This window comes from Motilimonas pumila (assembly GCF_003596335.1).
In the GTDB taxonomy this organism is placed as follows: domain Bacteria; phylum Pseudomonadota; class Gammaproteobacteria; order Enterobacterales; family CBDFNC01; genus Motilimonas; species Motilimonas pumila.
Map to the genome: position 1 here is coordinate 1 of NZ_QZCH01000002.1, position 18,335 is coordinate 18,335.

General features: G+C 45.7%; 12 protein-coding genes and 1 rRNA gene. 9 read left to right on the top strand and 4 right to left on the bottom strand.

Going from position 1 to position 18,335, the window contains the following annotated elements; all coding sequences use genetic code 11:
- Positions 1-106 precede the first annotated feature (106 nt).
- From rrf to prsT (D1Z90_RS02720), 9 genes are all read left to right on the top strand, one after another.
- A 5S ribosomal RNA gene (rrf, locus tag D1Z90_RS02680) occupies positions 107-222 on the top strand.
- 204 nt (positions 223-426) lie between these two features.
- Positions 427-1,353 (top strand): homoserine O-acetyltransferase MetA, encoded by a 927-nt coding sequence (gene metA / locus D1Z90_RS02685; protein WP_119909205.1) that lies wholly within the window; start codon positions 427-429, stop codon positions 1,351-1,353.
- A 76-nt stretch (positions 1,354-1,429) separates the two neighbouring features.
- Complete coding sequence (gene metH / locus D1Z90_RS02690; protein WP_119909206.1) at positions 1,430-5,122, top strand: methionine synthase; 3,693 nt, start codon at positions 1,430-1,432, stop codon at positions 5,120-5,122.
- 98 nt (positions 5,123-5,220) lie between these two features.
- Positions 5,221-5,391, top strand: coding sequence for a rubredoxin (locus tag D1Z90_RS02695; protein WP_119909207.1), 171 nt, complete (start codon positions 5,221-5,223; stop codon positions 5,389-5,391).
- Positions 5,388-8,138 carry an XrtA/PEP-CTERM system TPR-repeat protein PrsT gene (prsT, locus tag D1Z90_RS02700; RefSeq protein ID WP_119909208.1) on the top strand — a complete coding sequence of 917 codons (2,751 nt, stop codon included), beginning with the start codon at positions 5,388-5,390 and terminating at the stop codon, positions 8,136-8,138. Before D1Z90_RS02695 ends, prsT (D1Z90_RS02700) begins: the two co-directional genes overlap by 4 nt.
- Positions 8,139-8,339: 201 nt before the next feature.
- The gene (locus D1Z90_RS02705; RefSeq protein WP_119909209.1) at positions 8,340-9,533 is read left to right on the top strand and encodes an EDSAP-1 family PEP-CTERM protein; all 1,194 of its coding nucleotides are present in this window, start codon (positions 8,340-8,342) and stop codon (positions 9,531-9,533) included.
- A 98-nt stretch (positions 9,534-9,631) separates the two neighbouring features.
- Positions 9,632-10,483 carry a PEP-CTERM/exosortase system-associated acyltransferase gene (locus D1Z90_RS02710; protein ID WP_119909210.1) on the top strand — a complete coding sequence of 284 codons (852 nt, stop codon included), beginning with the start codon at positions 9,632-9,634 and terminating at the stop codon, positions 10,481-10,483.
- A 75-nt stretch (positions 10,484-10,558) separates the two neighbouring features.
- A complete protein-coding gene (locus D1Z90_RS02715; RefSeq protein ID WP_119909211.1) occupies positions 10,559-12,184 on the top strand; it encodes an FAD-binding oxidoreductase in 1,626 nt (541 codons plus the stop codon).
- Positions 12,181-14,970 (top strand): XrtA/PEP-CTERM system TPR-repeat protein PrsT, encoded by a 2,790-nt coding sequence (prsT, locus tag D1Z90_RS02720; RefSeq protein WP_119909212.1) that lies wholly within the window; start codon positions 12,181-12,183, stop codon positions 14,968-14,970. Before D1Z90_RS02715 ends, prsT (D1Z90_RS02720) begins: the two co-directional genes overlap by 4 nt.
- A gap of 169 nt (positions 14,971-15,139) precedes the next feature.
- On the opposite strand, the gene D1Z90_RS02725 is transcribed toward prsT (D1Z90_RS02720), so the two are convergent.
- The 4 genes from D1Z90_RS02725 to pyrB all read right to left on the bottom strand — a co-directional run bounded on the left by D1Z90_RS02725 (position 15,140) and on the right by pyrB (position 18,298).
- Positions 15,140-16,036, bottom strand: a complete 897-nt coding sequence (locus D1Z90_RS02725; RefSeq protein WP_119909213.1) for a hypothetical protein — start codon at positions 16,034-16,036, stop codon at positions 15,140-15,142.
- Between the two features lie 78 nt (positions 16,037-16,114).
- On the bottom strand, positions 16,115-16,591 hold the full coding sequence (locus D1Z90_RS02730; protein WP_119909214.1) for an Lrp/AsnC family transcriptional regulator: 477 nt from the start codon (positions 16,589-16,591) through the stop codon (positions 16,115-16,117).
- 319 nt (positions 16,592-16,910) lie between these two features.
- Positions 16,911-17,366 carry an aspartate carbamoyltransferase regulatory subunit gene (pyrI, locus tag D1Z90_RS02735; protein ID WP_119909215.1) on the bottom strand — a complete coding sequence of 152 codons (456 nt, stop codon included), beginning with the start codon at positions 17,364-17,366 and terminating at the stop codon, positions 16,911-16,913.
- Positions 17,366-18,298 carry an aspartate carbamoyltransferase gene (gene pyrB, locus D1Z90_RS02740; protein WP_119909216.1) on the bottom strand — a complete coding sequence of 311 codons (933 nt, stop codon included), beginning with the start codon at positions 18,296-18,298 and terminating at the stop codon, positions 17,366-17,368. Before pyrB ends, pyrI begins: the two co-directional genes overlap by 1 nt.
- Between the last annotated feature and the right edge of the window lie 37 nt (positions 18,299-18,335).

Consider the following 18,335-nt stretch of genomic DNA (forward strand, 5'->3'; position numbering starts at 1 on the left):
AGGCTTAACCATACAACACCTAAGCGGTGTTGAAGCCAAAGAATTACGAAGTGCTTGTGAACGAGAAGTTTGAGAACGATAGCGGCTTTCCGAATTAAAGTTTATGCTTGGCGGCCATAGCGCTGTGGCCCCACCTGATCCCATGCCGAACTCAGAAGTGAAACGCAGTAGCGCCGATGGTAGTGTGGGGTTTCCCCATGTGAGAGTAGGTCACCGCCAAGCTTTGAATTAGAGAAAAGGCCATCCTGACGGATGGCCTTTTTTTATGCCTGAAATAAATTGCCGGTATTGACCAGCAATCACCGTTTGTTTTTATCGATTTTTCTAAACTTCAGACACCTTTGAGGTTTTTTAATAGGCTTCTTTACTGACAAAAAATCTCCTTTTGTGTAGACTTCTGGATGTCTAAAATTTTTGGAGGTGGTTATGCCTATTCGAGTTCCAGACGGTTTACCGGCCGCTGGTGTATTACGTTCTGAAAATATCTTTGTGATGCCGGAATCGAAAGCGGTACATCAAGACATTCGTCCTTTAAAAGTTTTAATCCTGAATTTAATGCCGAAAAAAATTGAGACGGAGACGCAGCTGATGCGTTTGCTCTCGAACACACCACTACAGGTTGATATTGAACTTGTGCGGGTAGATGCCCGAGCGTCGAAAAATACACCCAAAGAACACCTCGACAAATTCTACAGTGACTTTGACCGGGTAAAAGATAAGAAATGGGACGGTTTTATTATCACTGGTGCCCCTCTTGGAGTCGTGCCATTTGAAGACGTGTATTACTGGGATACGTTTGTTGAAATTCTTGAATGGTCTAAGTCCCATGTTACTTCAACCTTGTTCTTGTGCTGGGCTGCGCAAGCCGCGCTCAAGGTCATTTACGGCATGAAGAAAGAAACGCACCCAAAGAAATATTCTGGGGTGTTTGAACATAGCACCTTTAACCAGCAACATCCTTTAGTGCGTGGCTTTGATGATGTGTTCCAAGCACCTTTGTCGCGTTACGCTAAATTTTGTCCCGAAGATATTGCTGAGCAAACCGACCTAAATATATTTGCGTCAACCCCTGGTGCAGGCGTGTATTTGGCAGCGACGACGGATTGTCGACAAGTGTATATTACCGGTCACCCTGAGTATGATTTTGATACTTTGGCGAATGAATATCAACGTGATGCAAATGAAGGTTTGGCCCCTGAGATACCCAGTAATTACTATCCACAAGACGATGTCAGCCAAGTGCCCAAGGCAACCTGGCGCAGTCACGGCAACTTGTTATACAGCAATTGGCTGAATTACTGCGTGTATCAGCAGACCCCTTATAACTTGGATGAGCTCGGCTCAATCGATTAAATATTCCACTCTTGAATTGTGCTAAGATGCACTCAAGTTTTTTGCCCTTGGCAGCAACAGTAGGCAGTAAGAAGTAATGGAAAACAGCAAGCAAATATTAGAGCAACAACTGGCGAAACAGATCTTATTGATTGATGGCGGTATGGGTACCGAAATTCAATCTTATAAGTTGGAAGAAGCCGATTATCGTGGTGAACGATTTGCTGATTGGCATTGTGACGTCAAAGGTAATAATGACTTGCTGGTATTGTCGCAGCCACAAATGATTGCTGATATTCATAAAGCCTACTTAGATGCCGGCGCGCATATTCTAGAGACCAATACGTTTAATGCCACCACGATTGCGATGGCGGACTACGAGATGGAATCGCTGTCTGCGGAGATCAACCGTGAAGCGGCCCGTATCGCTCGCGAAGTGGCGGATGCGAAAACAGCTGAAACGCCAGATAATCCACGCTTTGTCGCCGGTGTGTTAGGTCCTACCAACCGTACCGCATCGATTTCTCCAGATGTGAACGACCCTAGCTTTCGGAACGTGACGTTTGATGAGCTGGTTGAAGCTTACACCGAATCAACCCATGCGTTGATTGAAGGTGGTTCAGACATCATCTTAATTGAAACCATCTTTGACACTTTGAACGCAAAAGCTGCATCCTTTGCGGTTGAGAGTGTATTTGACGAAATAGGTTATACCTTGCCCGTGATGATCTCGGGCACGATAACTGATGCTTCAGGCCGTACACTGTCTGGCCAAACAACCGAAGCCTTTTACAACTCGATGCGTCACGTTAAGCCATTATCTTTTGGCTTGAACTGTGCATTAGGCCCAGATGAGTTGCGCACTTATGTGCAAGAGTTGTCGCGTGTTTCCGAAACGTATGTTTCTGCCCACCCAAACGCCGGTTTACCGAACGCTTTTGGTGAATATGACCTTAGCGCGGAAGACATGGCGGTACATATTAAAGAATGGGCCGAGCAAGGTTTCTTAAACTTGGTGGGTGGCTGTTGTGGTACCACGCCAGAGCATATTCGCCAAATGGCAGAGGCTGTTGCAGGTGTTAAGCCTCGCGAGCTGCCAGAAATTGAAGTTGCTTGTCGGTTAAGTGGTTTAGAGCCTCTTAATATTCACAGTGATACGTTATTTCAAAACGTAGGAGAGCGCACCAACGTAACCGGCTCGGCACGTTTTAAGCGCCTAATCAAAGAAGAGCAGTACGACACAGCACTAGAAGTTGCCCAGCAACAAGTTGAAGCGGGCGCCCAGATCATCGATATCAACATGGATGAGGGCATGCTGGACTCGCTTCATTGTATGGAGAAGTTCCTTAACCTATGTGCCACAGAGCCTGAGATATCCAAAGTTCCAATTATGATTGACTCTTCTAAGTGGGAAATCTTAGAAGCAGGCCTGAAGTGTGTGCAAGGTAAAGGCATCGTTAACTCGATCAGCATGAAAGAGGGCAAAGAGAATTTTGTTGCTCAGGCTAAACTGATTCGTCGTTATGGTGCAGCCGTTATCGTCATGGCATTTGATGAAGTTGGTCAAGCCGATACGCGTGAGCGAAAATTTGAAATTTGTGAAAAGTCATACCGTATCTTGGTGGATGAAGTCGGCTTCCCGCCGGAAGACATTATCTTTGACCCGAATATTTTTGCGGTTGCCACAGGTATTGAAGAACACAACAACTATGCGGTTGATTTCATCGAGGCGGTGAAAGACATTAAAGACAACCTGCCGCACGCAATGATTTCGGGTGGTGTCTCTAACGTCTCTTTCTCGTTCAGAGGTAACAATGTAGTACGTGAAGCCATTCACGCGGTATTCCTTTATTACTGTTTCCAAAACGGCATGGATATGGGCATCGTTAATGCTGGCCAATTGGCAATTTATGACGATATTCCAAAAGAGTTAAAAGACAAAGTAGAAGCTGTGGTGCTCAATACGCACCCTGGTGCGACAGAAGAGCTATTGGACATTGCTGGCAAATACGCGGGCGGGCCTGCTGAAGCTGAAGATCCTAAGGCTGCGGAGTGGCGTGGCTGGGATGTTAATAAACGTCTAGAACACTCGCTGGTAAAAGGTATCACCGAGTTTATCGAAGATGATACCGAAGAAGCGCGCCAAAATGCAGAGCGACCATTGCACGTGATTGAAGGGCCATTAATGGATGGCATGAACGTGGTGGGCGATTTATTTGGCTCGGGTAAGATGTTCTTACCTCAGGTGGTTAAATCTGCGCGAGTGATGAAACGTGCGGTGGCGTATTTGCAACCTTTTATTGAAGCTGAAAAAGGCGAAGGCACGTTATCTAACGGTAAGATTGTACTGGCTACGGTGAAAGGGGATGTGCATGATATTGGCAAAAACATTGTGGGTGTCGTTCTGCAATGTAATAACTATGAAATCATTGACCTCGGCGTCATGGTACCTTGCGATAAAATACTCAAAGTTGCCAAAGAAGAAAACGCCGACATGATTGGCTTGTCTGGTTTGATCACCCCATCGCTGGATGAAATGGTTTACGTTGCGAAAGAAATGCAACGCCAGGGCTTCACTATGCCACTGTTGATTGGCGGGGCTACGACCTCAAAAGCCCATACGGCGGTGAAGATAGAACAAAACTACGATGAGCCTGTGGTATATGTTTCTAATGCATCTCGCGCGGTAGGCGTGTGTCAAACCCTATTAAGTGAAGAGAATAAGCCAGCTTTTGTTGAACGTCTAAATAAAGACTACGAAACGGTACGCGAGCAACATTTACGCAAAAAACCAAGAACTCCGCCAGTATCTCTTGAAAAAGCGCGAGCCAATGGCGTAGACATTGACTGGGCAAACTATACGCCCCCTGTACCACAGCAACCTGGTATACATAAGTTTGAAAACTTCTCTTTGGCAGACATACGAGAGTATATCGATTGGACGCCATTTTTCATGACATGGTCATTGGCCGGCAAATACCCACGCATCTTAGAAGATGAAGTTGTCGGTGAAGAAGCGCAACGCTTGTTTAATGATGCCAACAATATGTTAGATGCCTTAATAGCAGATAACAGCGTAAAGGCTTCAGGCATTCTTGGGCTGTTTCCTGCTAATCGCGTAGGCGATGATATTGAAGTGTTTACCGATGAAAGTCGCAATCAACTATTAACTACTTTGTGCGGTCTAAGGCAGCAAACGGAGAAGAAAAAAGGCTTCTTTAATAACTGTTTGTCAGATTTTGTGGCGCCAAAAGAGTCTGGTAAAGCGGACTACGTGGGAGCGTTTGCGGTGACCGGTGGTATCGGAGAAGAAGACTTGGTAAACGCGCTCAAAGCGAACCATGATGATTATAATGCCATCATGATGTCCGCGGTGTGTGACCGCTTGGCAGAAGCTTTTGCTGAGTTATTACACGAGAAAGTGCGTAAAGAAATTTGGGGCTACGCGCCAGATGAGAATTTGGCTAATGACGACTTGATTCGAGAGAAATATCAAGGTATTCGTCCTGCTCCGGGTTACCCTGCGTGTCCTGAGCACACTGAAAAAGGTGAAATCTGGAAGTTATTGGATGTTGAGCAAGCCATTGGCATGAAGCTCACGGAAAGCTTCGCCATGTGGCCTGGCGCAGCAGTCTCTGGTTGGTACTTCTCGCATCCAGAAAGTAAATATTTTGCAGTGGCGCAAATCCAACAAGATCAAGTCGCCGATTACGCTGAACGTAAGGGTATGACAATGCTTGAAGCGGAGCGCTGGTTAGGGCCTAACCTTGGTTATAACCCTGACGCATAAATTAAATATTGCTAACAAAGCCGCATTTATTGCGGCTTTTTTTATGCCTTGAAAAAATGCAGCTATGCTTTTGTTGTTAACAATAAGAGATAGCGATTATGACGAAATGGCAGTGCATGCTGTGTGATTTTATCTATGACGAGGCGAAAGGCTTACCTGAAGATGGCATTTTGCCTGGCCATATGTGGCAAGATTTACCCGATGACTGGACTTGCCCTGATTGTGGCGCTGACAAAGCCAGCTTTGAGCAGGTGAATGCTGGGCAATGAAATTAGCGACACTAGGCTTGATTGCCTGTATAACCCTGTTAGGCTGCAGTAAAGATCCTCAGCAAGATGATATTCAACAAGCGCAACAGGCGCTGGCTAAAAATGCCTATCAGCAGGCTGGTTTACACCTGAAAAATCATATTAAACAACAGCCTGAAGATGCTTTTGCGAGGTATTTACTCGGTCAGGTTTACCTCTCGCAAAAGCACTACCCCGCCGCGACCAAAGAGTTGCAGTTAGCGCTTTCTTTGCAATATTCTGAGGCGGCCAGTGCGTTGGCGCAAGCGTATTTTGAAACTGGTGCGTATCAAGAAGTACTTGCTATTCAGCCTCTACCGCAATGGTCTGAACAAGTTCGCTGTGAATTACTCTTGCTGCAGGTGGATGCTGCCCTGTCGATGCAACAAGTCAGTATTGCCGAGCAACTTTTAGCCGACCTAACGGGCAAGCCGGTAGAGCAGCAGTTGGGTCATGCAATGATCAGCTTGCAGCAGCAAAACTGGCAGCAGAGCTTACAATACTTAGCAGCGATAGACTCGGACCAATATCCTTGGCAGCGGCAATGGCTAGCGGTGAATGCCTATATGCAAGGTGGCCAGTATGACAACGCCATTGAGGGGCTTCATCAGTTACACCAACATGATCCACAGCAACTGAGATACAGTTTATTGCTAACGGATGCCGCTTTGGCCAAGTTAGATTTTGAGCTGGCCAAGCAGTCGATGGCTGCCTCGCGCCAATTATCGCCTAAGCATGTACAGCTTATCTTTCAGCAAGCCTACTTGGCTTTTTTACAGCAAGACTTCAATCGCGCAATCAATGAATCCGGCATTCTGTTAAGTCAGGTTGAGCATCACCCTGGACGAGTTATCAATGGTCTAGCACATTATTATTTGGGGCATTGGGAGCAGGCTTATAATCAGTTGAATAAAGTGGCGACGCAATTACCTGCAGATCATTTAGTCCAGCGGGTAATGGTGGATATTTTGCTAAAGTTAGGTCAGGTTGAACAGTCCGCCGATTTAGCCACGCATATTCATTGGCAAGATGTTAATCAGTTACCACTGTTGCTTACCTTGGTAACGGATATGAAGTCTCGAGCCAGCCAAGGTAAGCCTGAGCAAGTTGAGCGGGCACTGCTAAACAATCTTAAGCAGCTCCAGCCAGAGGCGGCAGAGCAGCTGTTACAGCTAGGTTTGGCTCAGGTAATGCTAGGCGACGAGCAAGATGGTCAAGAAGTCATTGAACAAGCTTTGCAGCAGCAGGCGCAATTAAACGAGCGCGAAGCGCGATTATTATTCTCGTATTATGTCAAAACCCAACAGCTGTCAGCAGCCTTACAGGTAGCTGACAAGCTACCCTCTGAACAAGCAAGCTTACAGCAGCACATGCGTGCTTTGGTGATGTTAAAACAAATGGACTATGCCGGTGCCGAACAAGCCCTTCGCCAAGCCCGCGAATTGTCGCCGGACAACTTACATTTTGCCCAGTTACTTGCGTTATGCCTCTATCGTCAACAGCACTGGCTTGCGTTAGCAAAGCTCATGGAACAAGTGTTACCTCTTGCGCCGCTGCAACCGCAACTGCTGTATTTTGCCACCATGGCTGACTTAGAGCGCCAGCAAAGCAGTGCTGCAATTAAAAGGTTAGAGACAGCGGCGCAGCAATCACAGGTAGCGCCTCAGAGTTTATTGCTGCTGGCAGACGTCTATCAGTCTCAAGGCGACTTCTCGAGTGCCCAAGCTTTATTGTTGACTATGCCTACTGAAATGCAGCAAAACCCTGCTTGGTTGTTGCTTGCAGCACAAGGCGCCGCAGAGTTATTACAATGGCAACAGGCCGAAGTATTTTACCGAGACTTACTGCTTGTCTCACCGCAACAATTCACGCTTTATCTGGCATTGCAACAAACCATGCGCGCGCAACAACGGCAACTTGAATTTGCACGTTTTTTGCCTGAATGGCCCCCTCAGCATCCTCTTTACAATGATATGAGCCGGCTCCGCGTGGCGGCGTTCATTGACGCTCAGCAATATGAAATAGCGCGGGGCTTGTTGAGCGCTGCTGCGGGATTAAGGGGGAAGCACCAGCAAAGCTGGTTGGAATTAGAAGTGGACTTATTACTCGCGGAGAAACAATTCGATAAGGCACTGGCATTGCTGGAGCAATTGCAACAAGATTATCAATCTAATCAGTACTTACTCAAGCGTTACGCGGTATATCAAAGGCAAGGACAGCAGGGTACGGGCGCGAAAATTCTGCAAGCTTGGTTAGTACAACGCCCCCGTGATACCAAGGTACAACTTGCGCTCGCACAAAGCTTATTATTACAGCAAGATTATCAACAAGCGGAGCAAGTTTATCTCTCACTGCTAGAGCTGCGGCCCAATGCGCTGGTGGTATTGAATAATTTAGCTTGGTTGAAGCACCTTGCTGGTCAGCCTGAAGCAGGTATGGCATGGGTCAAGCAAGGTCTGGCATTGTATCCAGATAATGCCGAGCTAATAGATACTCACGGTGTACTTTTGATCGATAGCGAGCAATACGCCGCCGCGCAAGCAATATTACAGCCATTAGTTGAAGCGGACCCCAAGGGAGAGTACTTGTTTCATTTGGCGCAAGCTTATTACGGCGGGAATGACTTTGTAAAAGCCAGACGCGTGCTGCAGCAGTTGTTTGCGCAGCAACAAGCCTTTCCTTCACAGCAGCAAGCACAAGCCCTAAAAGCCTTACTCGACGCAATATAGGTTACACTGTTAGTTACTGATTATACTAATAATTAAGGTGTCAGAAGCTTTTACAATAATTGCAAATAAGCCTCGTTATTGATAGTTAAAACATTTTATCTTATTCTATTTTATACCGACTTTAAGTTGGCATTATTGATGCAATTGTAACCTCGTAGGTAGTTGTATGGCCTGAAATATATACATATTACGAGGTACACTATGAACACATTACGTAAAACCACACTGGGTCTAGCTGTTGCTGGGGCGTTGCTGAGTGTGACTGCCACGCCAGCTCAAGCTGCAGAAGGCGTTCTCGCCACTTCTGTGATTGAGCTGATTGGCGTAAAATTTTTAGACGATGAAGGTAATACCTTTAATAATAACGATTTTAGCAATGTTAACTCTACCAATAACGCAGCTGCAGCAGCCGAGCTAGATGGCGTGATAGAGTCTTCAGGAGTGGTCAGCAAGAACTCCTTTAATTTGATTCAAGCAGGCGTGCCACCGGAGCTAGCCGGTATAGACTTCCCGTTTGTTGATGCGTCTGGTGCAACCCTCGCCACTCCGACTATCAACGATTTATGTATAGGATCCGGTTGCGAAGGCTTAGGGGGAGATAATGACTTTAATGCTAACCTAGTTTCTAGTTTAACTGGGTACCCGATACAGAATCGCGCATATGCTGACCAACTGATTTTGGGGGCGGTCATCGATTATGACTTAAATGGTGATGGAGTGATCAATGATCAAGGGGTTGAAGTTGAAGTCATCGACCCTGATACACAACAGGCTGTGATGGTGATGGTGTATGACTACATTACAGACGGAGCCATGATAGGCAGTGAATCTACCGTTGAGTTAGTCACCGATGGGCTCGGTACGTCTACTTCAGTTAATACCTTAAATTCAACCGTCGACTTTGTCTGGGAAGGTGGTGACACCAAGTTTAACATTGAGTTTGATGCATCAGCGTATTTGGAGGCATTTGTCGGTGAAGGCTTCGAGGATGCATTGGCAGAAGCACAATATACTCAAAGCTATCAAATCATAGATAATACGGCCTTTGACGAAAATCCTGACGACCCATTCCAAGGTGTCATTTTACAATGGAACGCTGACGACCTCACCGTTGGCTTGCAAGGCGCGAGTGATCCTTTTAGCTTGAACGACTCAGTACAACGAGACAACACTGCTAATGGTGCAAGAACTTCATTATTTGGAACCGTCGGTACGGCAAAAACGGGCTTTTTCAAAGCCTCGTCAATGTTTAGCCTCATTAACGGCCATAATTATACCTTAAACTCGATCACCAGTTCATATGCAACAGCCAAGCTTAGAATTCCTGAACCAGCTTCTATTGCATTATTTGGTTTAGGTTTATTGGGTTTATCTCAAATCCGTCGTAGAAAATAGTGTGTAACCAAAGCACCTCAAACGAGGTGCTTTTTTGGGCCACTGACTTTGAATCTATCGGTTGAGTAAGTGTGCCTGTTCTTCCATGGATGTAGCGTATGACAGTTCTCAAACAATGGTTTGTTCAATTACCTGGCTTGCAGTTTGTTGTCAAAAAGGTCGTTGCTTATCAAGCAAACCGCGAAGCCATTAATATCGCTCATCATTTTGATGAGTTTCTGCGCCCTGTTATTCCTCGTGAACAAGCTTTACGAGAAGAGGTGCATAAAATTCGCCATGACGTGTATTGCCAAGAGTTAGAATTTGAACCCATCAAAGCCGATGGCAAAGAGCGGGATGAATTTGATGATTACTCCATTTTTTGCATGATAGAACACAAACACAGCCAGCATTTTGCGGGCTGTGTTCGGGTCGTAACCCCACTCAATGAGCAAGATTTATTGCCACTTGAGAAGTATTGCCAAGGGGCGATTACCGACCCAGTATTACGGCCTGATCAGTTTGACCGCAGTGAAATTTGTGAAATTTCGCGATTGGCAGTCCCCGCTGAGTTTCGTCGACGTCAGGCCGATAAGTTTAAAGGCGCAGCCGCAGGTGTAATTAATGAACATACCTATTCAGAGCATGAACTCAGGTGTTTTCCATTTATTGCTATCGGGCTTTACTTATCTGCCGCATCTATCGTCATTAATCGCAATATTAAGCATTGCTTTGTCATGATGGAGCCAAGACTCGCGCGCAGTATGCGCTTTGTGGGCATTAAGTTTAAAAAAGTCGGGCCAACTGTGGATTACCATGGTCGACGTGCGCCTTATTACATTAATCCGCAAGATTTTCTTGCTGCATTATCACCGGGTTTTCAGGTGTTGTTTCAACATTTAGAGCGAGGAGTGAAACGGGAAGTCGCCAAACCGGGTTGCTTAATTAAGGGCGGCGACAAGTCTCCTTAAGTTTCACTCGTTCGCGACGAGCAGGTGCTTAATTGATTGACTACACTTAGGAAAGTTAATTTTTATAGGTGAGCTATGAGCCCTTTTGTGCAGCAACTGCAGGCGTTATTGGGTGCTGATAATGTGTTATCAGCACCGCACGCAGTGTTGCCTTATGAAACGGCTACCTACGCGACCAATGTTTCGGTACTCGCGGTGGCGCTGCCAGCCACAAAAGTCGATATTCAAGCCATACTCAAGCTCGCACAGCAAGCTAAGATGCCGCTTTATACCGTGAGCTCTGGTCGCAACTGGGGCTATGGTTCAGCTGTGCCCACTGCCAATGGCTGCCTCATACTTGACCTAAAGCGAATGACTCACATCATAGATTACAATGAAGAGTTAGCGTATGTCACGATTGAGCCTGGGGTGACGCAAGCTCAGTTGTACGCGTTTTTACAACAACAAGGCGGTAAGCTTTGGATGGACGCCACTGGTTCATCAGCTCAATGCAGCATTGTTGGCAACACCTTAGAACGAGGCTTTGGTCATACCCCCTACGGAGACCATTTTAGCCAAGTGTCTGGCTTGGAAGTCGTACTGGCCGATGGTAGCTGTTTCAAAACGGGCTTTGGTCGATTTGCCAATGCCCAAGCTGCGCAGGTCTATCATTGGGGCGTTGGCCCTTACCTTGATGGTTTATTTAGTCAGTCAAATTTAGCCATAGTGACGCAAATGACTTTGTGGTTGATGCCTAAGCCGCAAGCCTACGAAGCTTTTTTTTGTAGCGTTGAACACGCTGACTTTGCTGCCATGATAGATGCCCTGCGCCCTTTACGCTTAGATGGTACGCTCACCAGCTCCATGCATATTGTCAATGGCGACAAGGTGGTTTCCGCGTTTGATCAATATCCTTGGCAAGAAATGGCCGAGCAAACGCCTTTAGCGCGCGAGTGGGTGGCCCAAAAATTGCAACAGCTGGACGTTAAAGAGTGGAGTGCCAGTGGGGCTCTGTATGGCAGCAAGGCGAGTATTCGTGCTGCTAAGAAGCGAGTAAAACAAGCCCTTGCCAAGCTGCCTTCAAAGCAATTGAACTTTCTCAATGCCCGCACTTTAAAGTTAGCCCGGTGGCTGCAAAAACCGTATCAATGGCTAACAGGTGTCGATTTAGCGCAGGCGCTGGATAAAACTGAACCTGTGTTTTATTTAAAGCAGGGGGTGCCCACCAACGCGTTTATTGGCAGCACGTATTGGCGTAAACGCTTGCCGCCACCGGCCATGGACCAAGCCCACCCGGATCGTGACAAGTGCGGACTGCTGTGGTTGGCCCCAGTGGCTCCTATGACAGGTCATCACGCTCGTCTTTTAGCGGATCTGGTCTCTAAAACGTTATTGGAATATGGCTTTGAGCCGGCTATTTCAATGACTTTATTGAGTCCTCGCTGCATAGACTGTGTGATTTGCATTACTTATGACCGTGATATTGTGCAACAAGAACAGCAAGCAATGGCTTGCCATGATGACTTACTTAAGAAATTGACCGAGCTGGGCTATTACCCGTATCGGCTGTCTACCCATGCAATGGCGCAGTTACCAGCGCCTGATGCAGCTTACAGCACCACTTTGGCGAAAATAAAACGTGCTCTCGACCCCAATCACCTTTTATCTCCAGGACGCTATCAAGAGCCTGAGATTTTTCAACAAGGATCTCGCGACGAATGAACAATTTTTCCACTTCTTTGAAAGTCTGCTTGCTTGCAAGTAGTTTATGGCTGGTGGCTTGTGGAGAGCCCGACATTGACCCTAAAGTGGCAATGGAACAGGGCATTAACTATCAGCAACAAAAAGAGCACAGTAGTGCCATTATTGCTTTTAAAAATGTTATCAAGGCAGACCCTAAATCGGCGAAAGCCAAAGCGTTACTCGCAGATTCATATTCTTATATTGGCATGTATCCCTTTGCAGAAAAAGAGTTAAGCAAGGCGATTCAGATAACGCCAAGCTCTGATTTAGCACTAAAGTTGGCTAAAGCACAGTTTCGTCAAGGAAAGCATGAGCAGATGGTCACGACCTTGGCCGACATGTCAGGCTGGTCTGCTGAGCAGCAGGTAGATGGCCACAGTTTACTGGCGCAAAGTTATTTACTGGCTGGAAATGCTGAACAAGCCCAAGAGCAACTGTTAGCAGCAAAAGCGTTAGCTGAACCTACGGCAGAGCTATTGTTTGCCAGTGCGCTGCACGCTTTGGCTTTCGATGATATTGAAGCCGCCGAACATAACCTTGAAATGGCGCTTGAGAAAGAGCCAGAGCTTGTCAAAGCCATGATATTAAAAGGGGAGTTGTTGACTCAGCAAGGTGAATTCGCTCCTGCGTTAGCCATCTTTGAACAAGTAGAAGTTATGCAATATGGTAACCCTGAATTGTTAATCAATTCAGCCAAGGTGCTATTAGCTCAAGAGAATCCTGAAGCTGCCGCAGAAAAGTTGGATAAGCTATTGAAAGTGGCAGAAAATCACCCTCAAGCAAATTATCTCAAAGCCTTTATTTATTTCCATGACAAGCAATATCAGGAAGCCAAGCAGGCTGCAGACAGCACGATTCGGGTGAACGAAGACTTCGTGCCGGCGCAAATGATCGCAGCCTACAGCGCATTTCATCTAGCGCAATACGAAAATGCCTATTCACATATTAACAAGGTGCTTTATGCTTATCCGCACTTTTCTAAAGCATTAAAACTCAAGTCAGCGATCCAATTTAAGCTCGGTGAAAGTCAGGCGGCGGCTGAAACCATGAGTTTGATAAAAGCCGATGATTTTAGCGAAAATGATACACCTTTATTAAAAGCAGCCGGCCGTGCTTTTTTGGCAGATAAGCAATATGACATGTCGCAAGAGATGTTACGTCAAGCTGAAGCTTTTGACAGTGAAGACAACAGCATCGTATTAATGAAGGCCCAAGCTGCGCTCAATAATAACGAGATCAGTGAAGGTATTGAATACCTTAAACAAGCTGAGCAGCAATCTCCGAAAACGTTAGAAATCAAAATTGCCTTGGTGTTGGGCTATATCCAAAATAAAGACTTGAACCAAGCGCTCAAAGAAGCCAAACAGGTGCAGGCTGATTTTCCACAAGAAGCTGTCGGTTATATTTTGGCAGGGGTAGTGTATTTCGTAAACAATCAGCTGGACGAGTCAAAAGCCCAATTTACCCAAGTAATGGCTCTTGACCCTAACAATGCTACGGGTTTGAAAAACTTGGCCGCGATTGCCATTAAACAGCAAGACGTTGCAGAAGCGAAAAAGCAATATTTGGCTTTGTTAGAAGTGGCGCCTAATGACCCCAAAGCACTGCTGCAGTTGTATCGAATAGAATTACACAACGGCAATGAGAGCGAAGCGCTGCCTTATCTACAGCAGTCGGTGAAACACAATCCAAAAGATTTATTGAGCCATTTAGCACTGATTGAATACCATTTCTTTCGCGATGAGTTGCCGCAAACGTTAGCCTTGGTAGAGCAAATAAGGCCCCACCACAGTAATAATGTACGCTTACTGTTTTATAACGGTGTAGCGCTTACGCGTTTAGGCCGCTATCAAGCGGCATTACCCTTATTGGATAGTTTTGTAGCGCAGCAGCCGAAAAGCTTTGCCGGTCACTATTATTTAGCGTCGGCTAATTTGGGCTTACGTCAATATCAATTGGCCGCTGTAGAGGCCGACAAAGCACTGGAACTGAACCCTAACTCGCCGCCAGCTGCCATCATGAAGATCAATATTTTGCTAGCACTTAGGCAGCTAGAGCCTGCTAAAAAAAGCATGGTTGAATATCTATCGAAGTTTCCAGCGAATGCTAAAAGCGATGAGCTACAAGCGCGTATTGCGTTGATTGAAGGTGATAAAAAAGCGGCAATTAGCTTGTATCAAGCGTCATTAAAGAAACGTGAAACAAACCTGGTGTTGATTCAGCTGGCGAATGCATATTGGTCAGATCAACAATACGATGAAGCGCAAAACACGTTAAAAAATTGGTTGGTACGCTACCCGGGCGACTATATAGCCCTGAATTTATTGACCGACTTTCAAATGGTGCGAAAGCAAAATGTGGCCGCCATTGGAAATTTGTTAAAGCTGCGCGAAATGCGCCCAGACAACGCTTTGATTGAGAATAATTTGGCGTGGTTATACCAAGAGGAAAAACAACTTGAGCTTGCTCGTGAGCATGCAGATACTGCGTATAAACTCGATACGAATGATGCCAACATCCTAGATACCTTAGGTTATATATTGTTGCAACAAGGAGAAGAAGAGCGCGCTGAGCGGTTATTGCTAGAAGCGAATAAGTTGGATCCCACAGATTTATATATTCAGTACCACTTGGCCCAAGCTTTGATTAAAAATGACAAAAAGCAACAAGCCAAAACAATCCTTGAAGCGATCGTGAAGCAAGGTAAGGATTTTGAATTTCAGCAGCACAGCGAAGCGCTATTGCAAGATTTGCCTGATGCCTAATCATCAAAAGCATGCAAGTGTTTTATTGCCGGCTTAGCTGTTGAGATGAAATAGCCCTATTATGGCTGTTTCGTAAAGCTTTATGTTGCGACATGGCGGTTGATCTTAGGGTGAATAAAAACCTCGACCTATGGTCGAGGTTTTTGCTTGGAGCAAGGTCAGTCTCACGCTAGCGTATAGTGGCCGCTAAATTTTGGGCCGTTAATGCAGCGTCAAAAACCTTATTCATGTCACGGCCTTGCAGCGCTGCGAATTCTTTGGTGGGCTTATTAAGCCCCATGTTTATCTTGATCACACCGACTTCGGCCATGAGGTTGTAAATCGCGTCCGAAATAATGTCTTCAGGGATTTGATTGCCTTCCACGGCCATGGCGTTAATGCCGCCACTGGAACAAAGGCTGGCATTGAGTACGCAAAAACGGTGTAAATGATAATGAATTTTCACCAGTTGATAATACACGTCGTAGTTTTGTTTATTGGTTGAGCCAGCAGCAATGGCGACGGGGTCATAAATTTTACGAGCTTGGCGTATGGCATCCAAATCGCTGATCAAGCTAATCACCGCAGGGTATAAATAAATGGCTTGCTCTTCTTGCAATAAAGGCACAATTCTTTGGTTGAGTTCATCTAAACGCACAAAGAGCTCGGTGTAGGTGGTGCCCTGTGGTAGCGGTGCGTATTGCTTAGGTGATTCCACCTTGTGAGCCTGTTGCAGCACTTTGATATCCATATAGATTAAGTCAATCACTTGCTCTAAATCGGCTTCTTGAATGCTGCTGGTGGGGAAATAAGGAACAGGAGAAGAATCTAAGCCTTTGAGTTGTTTAAGCTGTTGTAAATTCGCGTAAACCTCACGAGACTTTTGCAATACATGGTGTGGCGCTTTCAAGTTGAGGGCATTTTTGGTGCTCACTGGAACCGTGGGTAAGGCAATCATATTGAGCTCTATCATGGCATTATCCACAACTTGATAAGCTTCATCCGTGGTATAAGCCGTGGCATAGAGCGACAGGCAATAACTGGTTACCCCTATCATCCACATTGTCACTGGCTGCTTTATCGTCATAATCAGGCCCCTTTTAAATGTGATCTATATCATGTTGTTCTCTTTAATATATAGATCACATTATTGAGGCCAGCCGATTTATTTTATGTGAGTTAACGGTAACGCTGTCTTATTTAAGATATTTCTGAGCATGAAGCTGGAACGAACACCCGTCACCCCTTGGATGCGGGTGAGCTTTCCCAGTAAAAATTCTTGGTAATACTCCATGTCTGGCACGACTACTTTCAATTGATAATCCGCGTCTACACCGGTAATTAAACAGCATTCCACCACCTCGTCGTATTCGCTGACCTGTTGCTCAAAGGTTTCGAATCTGTCAGGCGTATGGCGGTCCATGCTGATATGAATGTAAGCGGTTAAGCTCAAACCGAGTTTTTTGGGATCTAACAAGGTGACATGCTGCTTTACGTAACCGGCTTCCTCTAACGCTTTAACCCGGCGTGAGCAAGGAGAGGGAGATAAACCTATTTGTTCTGCTAACTCCAAGTTGCTAATACGACCATTCTCTTGCATTAAGCTTAAAATACGGCGGTCTGTACGATCGAGTTTGCTCATTATTGCCTCACATAGATTTTTTATTATTGATTGTGCATATTGCTAACTATAGGGTGATTTATTGCGTAATTGGCCGGTTATTTCAACAACAAAAGTAAGTTATTGTCGGCCTGGCTAGTTATACTGGTTTCAAGTTGGAAGGAAAGAACAGGTCATAATGGTTCGCTTATCAGTGAGCCCGGCAAACCCCTTGTTACCGCAAGCTAGTCGCCCCTTATTCCTAAGCTAACCACGCAAATACTCCCCATTACCTATGGGTACAAGACTTAAAAAGGCGCCTACTTGGCGCCTTTTTTGTTTTTACTGTGTGCTATTAATGTCAGTCCAGTTCGGTAAAGAAGTCGGTTGTGAAACTCTTTTCGCAGTAATGACATTTCAGCTTTATCTTATTAATGTTTTTCACGTAAAAGCGACTGCTAACAGGTTCATTATGGCTGATACAATTAGAGTTTGGGCACCCTAATACACCTTGGATAGACTCCGGCAGTTGTACGTCAAACTTCTTAACCACGTTGTAATCTTCAATCAAGTTGATAGTGGCGTTTGGCGCAAACAGTGCCAGCTGGTTGGCTTGCGTGTCGCTGATTTGCGTATTTTCTACTTTGATTAAATCTTTCGTGGTGTTGCTGCTGGTGGGCAGGTTTAAACCAATAGTGATTTTTTGTTGCGTGTCCGTGAGGTGAAAGAATTTTAGAATTTTCACACCTTGACCAGCCGCAATATGATCAATCACTGAGCCATTTTGAATAGCTTTTACTTCAAGTTTTTTTTCCATTATGACTCCTGAAACTGGTTAGAAAGCACCAGGGCTAACAGCGCTTGACGAGCATAAACACCGTTTTCTGCTTGTTGGAAATAATAGGCATAAGGGGTGTCATCAACGTCGGTCGTGATTTCGTCTACCCGAGGCAGAGGGTGTAAAATCTTCAGGTTATCACGCACCTTGCTCAGCATACTGCCGTTAAGCACAAAAGCTGACTTCATGTGCTGATACTCGGTTTCGTCGAAGCGCTCTTTTTGTACTCGGGTCATGTATAAGATATCAAGAGAGTCGATGACTTCTTCGATAGATTCATGGGTAGAATAATTAATACCTGCTTCATCAAGCTCTTCGATGATGTAGTCAGGCATTGCCAATGCTTGCGGCGAAATAAAGTAAAAATTACAGTTAAACAGGGATAATGCTTGCGCTAATGAGTGCACAGTACGGCCGTATTTCAAGTCCCCCACAAAGGCAATATTGAGGTTTTGCAGGCTACTTTGTGTTTCGTAAATGGTAAACAAGTCAAGCAGGGTCTGCGTGGGGTGCTGGTTAGAACCGTCCCCCCCATTGATGACTGGAACCGATGCAAACTCGGCAGCCAAGCGCGCAGCTCCCTCTTGAGGGTGGCGCATGAAAAAGGCGTCTGAATACGACGAGATGACTTTGACAGAGTCTGCCAGGGTTTCCCCTTTTTGCGCCAGCGAAGTATTGCCGCCGCTATCAAAACCAATGACCGAGCCACCCAAGCGCTGCACGGCGGTTTCAAAAGATAAGCGCGTACGAGTCGACGCTTCAAAGAAACAGCTGGCGACTATCTTGTTTTTTAATAGTTCAGGCTGGGGGTTATGTTTAAGGTCTTTTGCTGTTGCAACAATCAATTCAAGCTCATCACGAGATAAGTCGGCGATTGAAATAATGTCTTTTTGATATAAAGGGTTTGTCATGTTTTATCCTGCCGGGAGCGTAGAACAACCGGAGCAG

Excerpts from the sequence above, each read along its gene's own strand:
- D1Z90_RS02715 (WP_119909211.1), top strand. The coding sequence starts at position 10,559 with ATGAGCCCTTTTGTGCAGCAACTGCAGGCGTTATTGGGTGCTGATAAT.
- prsT (WP_119909212.1), top strand. The coding sequence starts at position 12,181 with ATGAACAATTTTTCCACTTCTTTGAAAGTCTGCTTGCTTGCAAGTAGT.
- metA (WP_119909205.1), top strand. The coding sequence starts at position 427 with ATGCCTATTCGAGTTCCAGACGGTTTACCGGCCGCTGGTGTATTACGT.
- prsT (WP_119909208.1), top strand. The coding sequence starts at position 5,388 with ATGAAATTAGCGACACTAGGCTTGATTGCCTGTATAACCCTGTTAGGC.
- D1Z90_RS02725 (WP_119909213.1), bottom strand. The coding sequence starts at position 16,036 with ATGACGATAAAGCAGCCAGTGACAATGTGGATGATAGGGGTAACCAGT.
- D1Z90_RS02705 (WP_119909209.1), top strand. The coding sequence starts at position 8,340 with ATGAACACATTACGTAAAACCACACTGGGTCTAGCTGTTGCTGGGGCG.
- D1Z90_RS02710 (WP_119909210.1), top strand. The coding sequence starts at position 9,632 with ATGACAGTTCTCAAACAATGGTTTGTTCAATTACCTGGCTTGCAGTTT.
- D1Z90_RS02730 (WP_119909214.1), bottom strand. The coding sequence starts at position 16,591 with ATGAGCAAACTCGATCGTACAGACCGCCGTATTTTAAGCTTAATGCAA.
- D1Z90_RS02695 (WP_119909207.1), top strand. The coding sequence starts at position 5,221 with ATGACGAAATGGCAGTGCATGCTGTGTGATTTTATCTATGACGAGGCG.
- metH (WP_119909206.1), top strand. The coding sequence starts at position 1,430 with ATGGAAAACAGCAAGCAAATATTAGAGCAACAACTGGCGAAACAGATC.
- pyrB (WP_119909216.1), bottom strand. The coding sequence starts at position 18,298 with ATGACAAACCCTTTATATCAAAAAGACATTATTTCAATCGCCGACTTA.
- pyrI (WP_119909215.1), bottom strand. The coding sequence starts at position 17,366 with ATGGAAAAAAAACTTGAAGTAAAAGCTATTCAAAATGGCTCAGTGATT.